This window comes from Gilliamella sp. App6-5 (assembly GCF_001690525.1).
GTDB lineage: Bacteria > Pseudomonadota > Gammaproteobacteria > Enterobacterales > Orbaceae > Gilliamella > Gilliamella apicola_H.
The window spans coordinates 54589-67610 of the sequence record NZ_LZGT01000041.1 but is presented as its reverse complement, the minus strand read 5'-3'; the positions used below and the strand labels follow the sequence as shown (position 1 = coordinate 67610).

Annotated in this window: 12 protein-coding genes and 1 other RNA gene; 12 read left to right on the top strand and 1 reads right to left on the bottom strand. The window is 36.4% G+C overall.

From position 1 onward, the window contains the following. Positions 1-163 precede the first annotated feature (163 nt). The 12 genes from A9G24_RS05360 to A9G24_RS05305 all read left to right on the top strand — a co-directional run bounded on the left by A9G24_RS05360 (position 164) and on the right by A9G24_RS05305 (position 11865). Entirely contained in the window at positions 164-403 is a 240-nt protein-coding gene (locus A9G24_RS05360) for a YecH family metal-binding protein (protein WP_065638113.1), read from the top strand. Between the two features lie 204 nt (positions 404-607). Beyond that, complete coding sequence (locus A9G24_RS05355) at positions 608-1270, top strand: hypothetical protein (RefSeq protein ID WP_065638112.1); 663 nt, start codon at positions 608-610, stop codon at positions 1268-1270. Positions 1271-1344: 74 nt separating this feature from the next. Continuing rightward, positions 1345-2847, top strand: a complete 1503-nt coding sequence (locus A9G24_RS05350; RefSeq protein WP_065638111.1) for a glucan biosynthesis protein G — start codon at positions 1345-1347, stop codon at positions 2845-2847. Between the two features lie 24 nt (positions 2848-2871). Next, entirely contained in the window at positions 2872-5232 is a 2361-nt protein-coding gene (gene mdoH / locus A9G24_RS05345; protein ID WP_141673076.1) for a glucans biosynthesis glucosyltransferase MdoH, read from the top strand. 64 nt (positions 5233-5296) lie between these two features. Further along, entirely contained in the window at positions 5297-6271 is a 975-nt protein-coding gene (gene epmA, locus A9G24_RS05340) for an elongation factor P--(R)-beta-lysine ligase (RefSeq protein WP_065638109.1), read from the top strand. A 2-nt stretch (positions 6272-6273) separates the two neighbouring features. Continuing rightward, positions 6274-7623: a DNA recombination protein RmuC gene (rmuC, locus tag A9G24_RS05335; RefSeq protein WP_065638108.1), complete on the top strand. Its 1350-nt coding sequence runs from the start codon at positions 6274-6276 to the stop codon at positions 7621-7623. Positions 7624-7759: 136 nt separating this feature from the next. Beyond that, positions 7760-8005, top strand: a complete 246-nt coding sequence (gene xseB / locus A9G24_RS05330; protein ID WP_065638107.1) for an exodeoxyribonuclease VII small subunit — start codon at positions 7760-7762, stop codon at positions 8003-8005. Next, positions 7989-8867 carry a (2E,6E)-farnesyl diphosphate synthase gene (gene ispA / locus A9G24_RS05325; protein ID WP_065638106.1) on the top strand — a complete coding sequence of 293 codons (879 nt, stop codon included), beginning with the start codon at positions 7989-7991 and terminating at the stop codon, positions 8865-8867. The genes xseB and ispA overlap by 17 nt, the downstream gene beginning before the upstream one ends. A gap of 27 nt (positions 8868-8894) precedes the next feature. Beyond that, entirely contained in the window at positions 8895-10751 is a 1857-nt protein-coding gene (dxs, locus tag A9G24_RS05320) for a 1-deoxy-D-xylulose-5-phosphate synthase (protein ID WP_065638105.1), read from the top strand. Positions 10752-10758: 7 nt separating this feature from the next. Further along, positions 10759-11043, top strand: coding sequence for a cell division protein ZapA (zapA, locus tag A9G24_RS05315; protein ID WP_065638104.1), 285 nt, complete (start codon positions 10759-10761; stop codon positions 11041-11043). Between the two features lie 65 nt (positions 11044-11108). Next, a non-coding RNA gene (ssrS, locus tag A9G24_RS05310) (6S RNA) lies at positions 11109-11289 on the top strand. 30 nt (positions 11290-11319) lie between these two features. Beyond that, positions 11320-11865, top strand: a complete 546-nt coding sequence (locus tag A9G24_RS05305; RefSeq protein ID WP_065638103.1) for a 5-formyltetrahydrofolate cyclo-ligase — start codon at positions 11320-11322, stop codon at positions 11863-11865. A gap of 223 nt (positions 11866-12088) precedes the next feature. On the opposite strand, the gene A9G24_RS05300 is transcribed toward A9G24_RS05305, so the two are convergent. Next, complete coding sequence (locus tag A9G24_RS05300; RefSeq protein ID WP_065638102.1) at positions 12089-12922, bottom strand: DUF6708 domain-containing protein; 834 nt, start codon at positions 12920-12922, stop codon at positions 12089-12091. Between the last annotated feature and the right edge of the window lie 100 nt (positions 12923-13022).

The following is a 13022-nucleotide window of genomic DNA, read 5'->3' as shown; positions in this document are numbered from 1 at the left end:
GTCGCTCTTGCTTTTCCCCTGATATACATCAGGGGAATCAGCGAAAAAATTTATGATATTTTTAATATTTAACCTCTTTTTTTTACTAGTAATATCTGCTATCTTTCACTGCTCGAAACGTTGAGTTTCATGACTTAAATGAACAACAACTTGGGGGGCTATAATGTCAATTCACGGACATAAAGTTTTACATATGATGGATGGGAATAACTACACAGAATCTTCCTTACTTAATGCCATCAAAGACGAGTTTGGCACAAATGCAAAGTTCCATACTTGTTCTCAATTTGATATGAATGCCGAGCAACTGATCGCTTTTTTCAAATCAAAGGGTAAATTTAAACCTTCTGTTGTTCATGAATCTGAGTTTACAGTCGATAATAAAAAAATATGCAAAAATTAGGAAAAACGTCCATATCGCTCTATGGCACGTTTTTTATAAATTTAATTTACTCTGCTAGTGTTTTTAAAACAATAAGAGTATATAATTTTGCGCTACAATAATAATCGTTATAAGTAACGGTTGTTACTAATAACAGGATTAAATGAGTAGCAAATTTGCTCACTTTGAAATTATACTCAAGAATATATTCATGGAATTTGATAAATGAAAGTAAGTAACATCCTTATATGCGCCATTGTCTCTATTCTTGTCGCAAGTTGTGCCCAAAAAATTTCACCAACAAAAAATAAAGAAATGATTTCACAAGCTGATCAGCTATCTCTATTAAAACATCAAACTGAAACTAACGACCCTTATGTCGTTGATGCTAAAAATCAATTACTTCAGATTGTTGGTGATAAAAACTTCGACAACTATGTGACCAAACATGGCATTTTAAATTGCAAAGATGATAGTAACCAGTCATCATGTGTGTTGAGTTTTTATCTGAACGAAAATTATAAATTAAAGTATGGTATGCAACTCAAAAAAGTAGTTGAAGAGAGCCAAGCTGAACATGATATTGAATTAAGCAAAATAAAAGCAACTGACACCAATATTAAAAATTATTGTCAGGATTCGGCTGATTTTGTTGCTGCAATTTATGCAAAAGATACCGCTAAAATAACCCAATATTTTCAACCACAATTTAGAATGTCTGAACAAGATATATTATCTTTAAAAGCAAAGATTGCTAAAGATAACTATTCTCACTTCCTGATTGATGAAAATCCAAGCATCCTTCAAGAAATGAAAGTAGATTATATCGAAAAATGCTTGAGTGCACCAAAAGATAATATTATCAACTACTTAAATATTTTTAGATAATAATGCGAGCCTTTATGTACAATTTTTTACCCAATAATCCTTTTAGTCAAACACTAATTAGCAAGGTGCTTTGCATGGCTTGCGTTTCTTGCATTAGCTTTTCTTCATGGGCTTTTTCGTTTGATGATGTGGTTGCCAAAGCCGAAAAATCATCCAAAAAAGCTTATGTTCAGCCATCTAAAAATATACCAAACGAATTGGCATCTTTACAATTTGCTGATTATCAAAAAATTCTATTTAATCATCAAAAGGCCTATTGGGGTGATCGAAAAAGCCGTTTCAAACTTGAGTTTTATCATGAAGGAATGTACTTTGACGTTCCAATAAAAATCAATGAAATTGCTGATAATCAAGTTAAGCCAATCCAATATGATCCTAGTTATTTTGATTTAAGCCAAATTAATCTTGATAAACTAGACACTAAAGCTTTAGGTTTTGCTGGCTTTAAAGTCCATTATCCAATTAATACGCCAACAAAAACCGACGATGAAATATTTTCAGCACTTGGTGGAAGTTATTTTCGCGCAGTAGGTAAAGATCAGCGATATGGACTTTCAGCTAGAGGGCTTGCTATTGATACTGGAGAAATGTCGGGTGAAGAGTTTCCACGTTTTAAAGAGTATTGGATTGAAAGGCCTGAACCAAACCAAAAGCATTTAGTTATCTATGCATTACTCGATTCACCAAGTGTAACTGGTGCTTATAAAATTACCCTAGTACCAAGTGTTGATACCACCATCACAGTACAAGCGAAAATCTTTTTCCGTAATTCAGTAAAAAAATTAGGTATAGCGCCATTAACCAGTATGTTTTTATTTGGACCTAATCAACCATCACCATTGCTAAATTACCGACCTGCAATGCATGATTCTAATGGTCTGTCGATTTTGGCAAATAATAACGAGTGGATCTGGCGCCCATTAAATAACCCTAAGCGTTTATCGTTTTCATCTTATAGCTTAGAAAACCCAAAAGCGTTCGGTTTAATTCAGCGTGATAAAGGCTTTGATGATTATCAAGATCTTGACGATCACTATGAAAAACGCCCGAGTGTTTGGGTCGAAGTGCTAAATGAATGGCAAAAAGGTCGAGTTGAATTAGTTGAAATTCCAACAGCTGATGAAACTAACGACAATATCGTCACATTTTGGGTACCAGAAAAACAATACAAAGCGGGAGATGAACTTGATATCAAATATCGATTACATTATTCGTTAAACGAAAAGCAACGTTATCCCAATAATGTAGCAAGAGCAGTTAGCACACGCTTATCATTAGGTGATATAAAACAAGCTAATTTAATTCGTAAACTTGATGGTTCTAATGCATATGTGATTGACTTCGCTGGTTCAGGATTATCAGAAAATGAGCCCGTCAATGTGATTTCAAGTATTACCAATGGTTCTATCGTAAGTTGTGACACGCAATACAATCCAGTAATTAAAGGCTGGCGAGTAATTGTCCGATTCAACGTTGAAGACAGTAAAAAAGCAACTGATATTCGCATACAACTCGCTTCGCAAGCAACTCATGAAGTGATTTCCGAAACTTGGAGTGGGCAATATCCCGCACAATAATTGTTATATTATTATGATAAAAATATGAAAAAAGATTACTTTGCCAATCTTTCTGACGCTGAAGTTTGGCGTCAGAAATGTGAAAACAATGCAACGCCACCTGACGATGTCGAGTTTTTAAAATATCGTTTAAATCAAGTTGGTGATACATTTTCTTTTATTGATGACCGAAGGCAACAGCCGAGTTATCCTAAAGTTGATCGCGTTTCAATTCAACCTCAAATATGGAATCAACGCTTTACTGCCAAGTCAAAACATGGCATTAATATCCTTGCCATTATTCGTCGCTTTATTATGTTTGCGCTCATTGCTGTGCAAACATATTACGGAACGACTTACCTATCGTCTTTACTGCCTTATCAAAGTTGGCAAAAAATTAATTTTATGGCTAATTGGGATATCAACCCCGAATTAGCCATTTACAGTATCATACCTTATATTGTTCAAGGTGCGATTATTACTTTGTTCGCCATTTTGTTTTGTTGGATCTCAATTGGTTTTTGGACCAGCATTATGGGTCTAATATTAACAGTAATGGGTAAAGACCGTTACACTATTGCTATTCCTAATGATCCAGCATCACATATTGACGTTAAACATCGAACTGCACTTGTTATGCCAATTTGTAATGAAGATGTCGCTCGTGTATTTGCTGGGTTACAAGCAACTTATCAATCCTTAGTTGAAACAGGTCATGCAGCTTGCTGTGATTTTTTTATCTTAAGTGATACTAACGATCCCGATCTATATGTTAACGAACTTAAAGCTTGGGCTGAATTTAATGCAGTAAAACAAAATAATGGCTGCAATATTTTTTATCGCCATCGCAAACGTCGAGTAAAACGTAAAAGCGGTAACATTGACGATTTTTGCCGTCGTTGGGGCCATCAATATGAATATATGATGATCCTTGATGCCGACAGCATTATGACTGGTGACTGTATTTTAAAAATGATCGCCATGATGGAAATGACCCCAAAAGCGGGCATTTTACAATCTCCCCCAAAATCAGTCAGAATGACTACGCTTTACGGGCGTATTCAACAATTTGCTAACCAAATTTACAGTGATATCTTTTGCTCGGGCACCCACTTTTGGCAATTAAGCGAAGCACAATATTGGGGACACAATGCCATGATTCGCTTAAAACCATTTATTGAGCATTGCATATTATCACCACTTCAAAAACGTAAAGGGCCAATTCATATCTTATCGCATGATCTCGTCGAAGCGACACTTATGCGTCGTGCTGGCTATGGCGTTTGGATTGCCTATAATATGAACGGGAGTTATGAAGAGCTACCTGGTAATATGATTGAAGATCTAAAACGCGATAATCGCTGGTGTATGGGCAACTTAATTAATTTAAGATTGATCTTCAAAAGCGGTATTAAATTGACCCATCGCATCATGTTTGCAACCAGTGGCATGGCTTATATTTCGTCATTATTGTGGCTAGTGTTTTTAATATTCTCAACACTATTATTATTGGTGTTTAATATTTCTGAACCTCAATATTTCTTCCAACCTAACCAATTTTATCCAACTTGGCCAAGGTGGGATGAACAATTGGCCATACAGCTACTCTCAACTACGATGGTTTTACTATTTGCGCCTAAATTCTTCAGCTATGGCATTATTATAGCTAGAACAGGTGCAAAAGATGTTGGTGGTATATTTAAATTAACCCTATCAATTTTTATTGAAATGATTTGGTCAATGATCTTAGCTCCAATACGTATGATCTTTCATAGCAAATTTGTACTTAAAGCATGGATGGGTAGCAAAATTCAATGGAAGTCTCCGTCACGTAGTGACGATGCGTTAACATGGGGAGAATCTTTTTATTTTTGTTGGCCACTATCGTTATTAGGAATTGTGTGGTTAGGCGTAATTATCTGGCTAAATCCTCAATTTACTTATTGGTATATAGCGATATTAATACCTTTAACTATTTCGCCTTTAGTCATTAGAGTTTCGGGACTTTCGAGCATTGGTATGAAAGCCAAAAAAGCAGGACTATTTTTAACTCCAGAAGAAACCCACCCAGCAAAAGCAGTTACACTTACGGGTGAATATTTAGCTAAAACGGAAGCTGCATTTATTGAGCATGGCTTTGTTATGGCATTAGTCGATCCTATCTATAATGCGCTCGCTTGTGCATTATCAACGTCACGCCATCAAGTGAATAATAAAAACCAACAAAAACGTGATGAACTTATCGCACAGTATCAACACATAGATTTAGAAAAAATGAGTAAAGAAAAGCAGTTAGCAATTTTAGAAGATCCGATTATACTCTTCGCTTTACATCGTCATATTTGGCAGCAACAAGAAAAATACGACAATTTATTCTCATTATGGCAAAATGAACGCCAACAATAAGAAATAGGGCTTTTGCCCTACTTCTCTTCTTTTTAGTAACTGATCAAAACCCACGGATATTTTTATGACTTGGCAACCTTCTGCATCTATCAATAATTTACTCAAGCGCGCAAAAATTATTTCTCAAGTACGTCAATTTTTTGCTGATCGCTGTATTTTAGAAGTTGAAACACCAACCTTAAGCCAATATGCAGTAACAGACGTGCATTTAAGTTCTTTTCACACTAAATTCTTAAAACCAGGGGAGCATGAAGAACAACAAGGGCAACAAATGTCATTAATTACCAGCCCTGAATATCATATGAAGCGCTTACTAGCCGCTGGCAGTGGTCCTATTTATCAAATGTGTAAATGTTTTCGTAATCATGAAGAAGTCAGCCGTTATCATAACCCTGAATTCACCATGCTAGAATGGTATCGCATCCAATTCGATATGATGCAAATGATCAATGAAGTCGATGACCTATTACAAACTGTTTTAGATTGTGAACCTGCTGAACGAATTTCTTATCAAAAGGTATTTCAACGCCATCTTAATATTGACCCTTTACAAGCCGATCACGCAACTTTAGTCAAGGCAGCAAACCAACTTGATATTGGGCTTAACACAGACAATTATGATAAAGATGGCTTACTACAATGCTTATTCACTTTTGGTATTGAACCGCATATTGGTCAAGATAAGCCTATTGCCGTATTTAACTTTCCGGCATCACAAGCCGCATTAGCTGCTATTAGTCCAGAAGATCATCGTGTAGCGAGCCGTTTTGAGTTTTATTACAAAGGCGTTGAGCTCGCTAATGGTTTTAAAGAACTGACTAATGCACAAGAACAAAGAATGCGTTTTGAACAAAATAATTTAGATCGCATAAATCAAAACTTACCTGCACAAAATATTGACATTGCGTTACTCGCCGCTATGGAAGCTGGTCTTCCAGACTGTGCGGGGGTTGCTATAGGGTTAGATCGTTTAATTATGCTTGCCTTAAGCTGCGATAATTTGGATGACGTGATATCATTTACTTTTGAAAGGGCTTAATTATGTCCAATGCTTTAGGATTAACTGGATGGATTGCCATTATTATTGGTATTGCCGCTCTAATTTTATTGGTGTTAGCGATAAAATCTCAACTAACAATTAATAATTTACATCAACTGTTTGATCTACAACTGATCCAAAAGAAGGAAGAAATCCAAATTTTAACAATTCAAGTAAAACAGTTAGAACATGAAGTAGAACAGTATCGACAGCAAAATCTAGCGCAAAACGTCAAAATTAGTGAACTCAAAACGCGTTTAGAAGAAACGTTAAGTGCAACACAAGAAAAGCAAACCATATTAGAACAAAGTGAACAACGGCTCACAACCCAATTTGAAAACCTAGCCAATCGTATTTTTGAACAAAGTGGCAAAAAGATTGAGCAACAAAATAAACAAAGTCTTGATTTTTTACTTTCTCCGCTCAAAGAACAGCTAGAAGGTTTCAAAAAACAAGTGCAAGACAGTTTTGGGCAAGAAGCTAAAGAGCGTCACACATTAACGCATGAAATTCGTAACTTGCAACAGCTCAATGAGCAAATGAGCAAAGAAGCAAACAACCTAACAAAGGCATTAAAAGGCAATAACAAAACCCAAGGAAACTGGGGCGAATTTATCTTAAGCCAAATTTTAGATAATTCTGGATTGCGCTCAGGTTATGAATATGAAACTCAGGTCAATTTAACTAACGAAAGTCATCAGCGATTACAACCCGATGTCATTGTTCACTTACCGCAAGGTGGTGACGTCATTATTGATTCCAAAGTAACTTTAGTTGCCTATGAGCGCCATTTTAATAGCGAAGACGAAACAGTCAAAGCAAAAGCAATGACCGAACATTTAGCGGCTGTCCGTAACCATTTAAAACAACTTAGCCAAAAAGATTATCATAAACTCATTGGTATTAACTCATTAGATTATATTTTAATGTTTATTCCTGTCGAACCCGCATTTTTAAGCGCAATTGACAATGACCCCGCATTAATCAATGATGCCTTGAAAAGTAATATTATGATAGTCAGCCCAACCACATTGTTAGTTGCGTTACGAACAATTCATAATTTATGGCGATTTGAATATCAGAATCGTAATGCTGAGCTTATCGCCGATAGAGCAAGTAAATTGTATGACAAAATGCGCGGCTTTGTTGAAGATATGGAAAACCTAGGCAGTTGTTTAGACAAAGCTCAACAAACCTATCAAAATTCCATGAATAAATTATCTAAAGGTCGTGGCAATGTAATTGGACAAATTGAACGATTTCGTGAAATGGGTATTGAAGTTAAAAAACCGATTAACCCAGATATTACCTTATTAGCGATGGAAGAATCGAATAACGCAGATGAGAGTTAATCTACAAATTAGCTAATCGCTAAATCAAAGGGTAACATACATTAACATCGCTTGTGGTGTTATAAATAAGCAAAAGCCTTGATTCACGATTGTTTGAAATAAGTGTATACTCATCAACCGTAAAGAGGAACTGAATATGGCAAAAAAACAAAACAAAGAACCGAGTTTCGAAGAAACACTTAAGCAACTCGAAACTATTGTATCTCAACTAGAAAACGGTGATCTACCATTGGATGAAGCGCTTAATGAGTTCGAAAAAGGAATTAAATTAGCCAAAGCAGGACAAAAACAGTTACAGCAAGCCGAGCAACGCATTGAGATTTTATTATCTGAAAATAGTGATGCCGAACTGTCAGAATTCTCAAATGATGCTAATGAATAGTTTAAAACCATTACAAGAACGCATTGACTCGTTTTTAACTACCTGTATTTCGCAAATTGAGCCGTCTAAACTTCAACAAGCAATGCGTTACAGCTTGTTGGCGGGTGGCAAACGGATTCGACCTATTTTAGTTTATTTAACGGGTCAAATGTTCAACTGCCCGCTTTCTAAATTAGATGAAGCCGCTGCCGCCATTGAATCAATTCATACTTATTCATTGATTCATGATGACCTACCTGCCATGGATAATGACGATTTACGCCGAGGCAAACCAACTTGCCATATCCAATTCGGTGAAGCCCAAGCCATACTTGCCGGCGATGCTTTGCAAAGTTTAGCCTTTTCATTATTGGCAAACAGTGAGTTAATTGATGCCGAGGCTAAAATTAAGATGATAGCTGAGCTTGCCCATGCCAGTGGTGTAACTGGTATGTGTCTTGGCCAATCGCTCGATTTACAAGCCACACATCAGTCAATTAACCTTGAACATTTGCAAAAAATCCATTGTTATAAAACAGGTGCGTTAATCAAAGCGTCTATTCGTTTAGGTGCTTTTGCTTGCAGTGAAACCGCTAAACCCTACTACCTAATGCTCGATCACTATGCCGAGGCAATTGGGCTGGCGTTTCAAATTCAAGATGATATTTTAGATGTCATTGGCGAGCAATCTATTATGGGAAAACCACAAGGTTCAGATCTTGCCCGTGAAAAAAGCACATACCCAGCATTAATTGGACTAGATAACGCAATAAAACTCACTGAGCAACTTTATCAGCAAGCTATCGATAGTCTAAAGCAAATACCTTATAATACCCAACCGCTACAGAATCTTGCTGGTTTTATTATTAATCGCAATAGTTAACAACTAACTAAAATATAGCATTACATAATGAATTTAGATAATTACCCATTGTTAAAACAAATAAACTCGCCCAAGGATCTAAGACATTTTCCTCAGTCACAGTTATCGGCGATTTGTCGCGAGCTTAGGCAATATTTACTCGCATGTGTTAGTCAATCGAGTGGTCATTTAGCATCGGGGCTAGGTGTGGTTGAATTAACCACAGCCTTACATTACGTCTATCAAACACCTTTTGATAAAATTATTTGGGATGTTGGTCATCAAGCTTATCCTCACAAAATTTTGACTGGTCGCCGAGACAAAATGCTCACTATACGCCAAAAAGGTGGACTTCATCCATTTCCTCATCGTAATGAGAGCGAATATGATGTACTAACCACAGGACATTCTTCGACCTCGATTAGTGCCGCGCTTGGAATTGCAATTAGCGAACAAAAAAAACAATCGGGTAAAAAAGTGGCTGCCATTATTGGCGATGGCGCTTTAACAGCAGGTATGGCATTTGAAGCGATGAATCATGCTGGTCATGTTAAGCCTGATATGCTAGTGATTGTTAACGACAATGACATGTCGATTTCAGCAAATACCGGCGCACTAAACCAACATCTTACCCAAATCTTATCAAGTAGAGCCTATACGTCTTTTCGGGAAAGTGGCAAACGTGTATTAGCGAATATTCCGCCATTAAAAGAACTGATTAAAAAGACTGAAGAGCACTTAAAAGGATTAATCACACCAGCCGTCTTATTTGAAGAACTAGGTTTTAATTATATAGGTCCTGTTGATGGGCATGATATTGATGGCTTGATCGCAACTTTACAAAAAGTTCGCCAACTAAAAGGCCCACAACTGCTCCATGTGATTACACAAAAAGGCAAAGGCTATGCGCCAGCTGAAAAAGATCCGACTTTATGGCATGGTGTACCCAAATTTAATCCTAATGAAGGCATATTGCCAATCGCCACAAAAGCAATCCAAACATATTCGCAAGTTTTTGGCGATTGGCTATGCGAAATGGCGCAAAATGATAAACGTTTAATGGCAATAACGCCAGCAATGAGTGAAGGTTCGGGCATGACAAAATTTGCCAATTGTTATCCTGACCAATTTTTTGATGTTGCAATAGCCGAACAACATGCTGTTACCCTAGCCGCTGGGTTTGCAATTAGTGACTTAAAGCCCGTTGTCGCCATTTACTCAACTTTTTTGCAACGCGCTTACGATCAAGTTATCCATGATGTTGCCATTCAAAACCTACCTGTATTATTTGCCATCGATCGCGCTGGCATCGTTGGCGCCGACGGTGAAACTCACCAAGGTGCATTTGACTTAAGTTATCTACGCTGCGTACCTAATATGGTCATTATGACACCAAGTGATGAAAACGAATGCCGACAAATGCTCTACACAGGCTATTTACATAATGGTCCTGCGGCAGTGCGCTATCCTCGTGGTGAAAGCATTGGTACACAATTAACACCATTAACCCCAATTCCTTTAGGGCAATCTAAATTATGTCGACAAGGTAAGAATATCGCTTTACTCAATTTTGGTACTTTGCTTACCGAAGTATTACAAGCAGCGGAGCAAATCAATGCTACAGTCATTGATATGCGTTTTGTTAAACCACTGGATGAAAAAGTCCTTTTGCACATTAGTCAAACTCATAATATACTTGTCACCATTGAAGAAAATAGTATTAAAGGCGGCGCTGGTAGCGGTGTCGGTGAATATTTATTATCGAAAAAAATAAAATGTGATATTTTAAATATTGGACTCCCTGATAAGTTTATTTCTCAAGGAGCGCAAAGCGAAATTAGACAAGAGATGGGATTAGACCAAAAGCACATTATCGATAAAATTAATAATTTTATGAATCAATAGGTTAAATATGGAAACTCAAGCTGTCACTATTCAAATTTTTGGACGAACATTAAAATTTAATTGTCCGGTTGATGAAGTAGACGCACTTAATTGTGCTGCAAAGGATCTAGATGCGCGCTTAACAAATTTACGAGAAAAGTCTCCGCAAGTTGGTAGCGATCAACTTATTATGACTGCCGCGCTAAACATTTCTTATGAATTAACAAAAGAAAAAGAAAAAAGTAATGAGTTTGGTAATCGGCTTAAAATGCTACAGCAATTACTTGATTCTGCCTTAAATCCCAACAATTAACCATTTAAATTGTAAATTTAATACAAATGGTATTGTATGATCCGTTAAATTTTGTATTATGGTATTCATCTCTGAGATGCTCGCGATATGGGTTAGTCCCCTGAGCCGATATTCTTAACTTAAGAACGGAGTGACTTTTAGTTGGTGTGTATGCCTTACTTGTAAGGAAACCTAAAAATTAAAACACGATGTTCACCTTGAACCTTGGGTTCAAGGGTTACGACCCTAACGACATCTTGGAGTGTTCTTCCAAACTTGCAGCAACAGTGAAAACTGATGAATATTAGGCAAATTATCCGTCAAAAAAGACGACAATTATCTCCCGATGAACGTGAAATTGCACAACAAGCTATATATCAAAAAATTGTCTGTCACCAAGGGATTAATGCTGCAAAAAATATCGCCATATTTTTATCATTTGATGGCGAAGTCGAAACCCAACCCATAATTAACTATTTATGGCAAAAAAATAAATCTGTCTATTTACCTATTATTCACCCTTTTTCCTCCAAACATCTACTCTTCTTAAAATATACTAGCCAAACTCAGCTTATAAAAAATAAATTTGGTATATTAGAACCAGAATTAAACATATTAAATGTGCTTCCTTCCCACCAACTTGATATTATTTTTACGCCATTGGTTGCTTTTGATCAACGAGGTTATCGTATGGGAATGGGAGGGGGATTTTATGACCGGTTGCTAGCTAATTATCAAACTCAACAAATTTTACCGATTGGGCTTGCATTTGCTTGCCAAAAAGTCCGACATATTGATAACCAACCTTGGGATATTCAATTACCAGAGATCATCTATGCCTAAATTGTTTTATTTTTCATTGAAAATATAAATCTCCCTCTAAAATGAACTGAACCCAAAATAAAATATTCGCTCAAATCGTATCTAGTTTAAAAGGATCCAGAGTGTGCATTCCAATTAAAGCGCGTTGCTTTAAATATAGTATAACTCATTCAACTTTTTATAAAAAAAGGAAAAATTATGCTGGTATGGAAACCTCAGATATCAAACGTTTTTTATTATTAATTTATTGTTTGACATGATGCCGTTGTTTAATTTCAGCGAGCTCTGCTTGCGATGTGGCATTAAACGCTTCAACCATCCATTCGGGCCAGCCTTGTCCTTTAATAATGTTGTCTTTAAATTGGGTTTCTTGTTCCCATTTGTATTTGCCATCGTTTAGACCGGCTAATTTGTTCGCGCACATAAAATTATTAACCCAACCCCAAACTAGATAACTACCTATGCCACCACGTAATGGGTCTAACAATATATGGTCGATTGTTTTATGGCTATGGGGCTTGCATACCATTAAAATAGTGGTGTTGAGTGAAGAGCGTGAAAAGTTGTGCACCACCACCCCTTGTAAATGGGCCCAATCATATTCTTTTATGCGTTTTTTATTAGGATGCAAAAAGGTTAGCGGATTTCGTAACACTTTAAAATTAAAAAAATAGCTTTCATTGATATACACTTTACCCGTTTTACGGTTAAAAATAATGGGGCTTCCTCGGCGTGTAAATAAGTTATGATATAATTCAGGAATCAGAAGATATAAAGCAAAAAAACAGGTGATGTTCATCAATAATAACACAATATCCATAATTTTTTCATCATTATTAACTGCAGGAGTCATAGTAAAAACGAAATAAAAATAAATACCTATATAAAAAGAAAGACCAAATATTGATATAAACCAACCAAATGAATAAAAAATCTGATCAGATTTTGTTTTACGAATAAAAGCACAGTAATTATCATTGGCATAGAGCAAGCGATCATCGGCCCCCGTTAAATAGTTACCGCCTTTGTCTAAATCGCCTATCCAACCAAAAATTTGGGGTTGATATTGTGATGGCATTGTTTTGCTCCTTAATTTAAATTTTATTGTTTTTAGTCACGATTAATGGCACGTCTTCACGGTTATTGTAAAGTCGGTGGCGTTATCCTTTCCCGCCCTG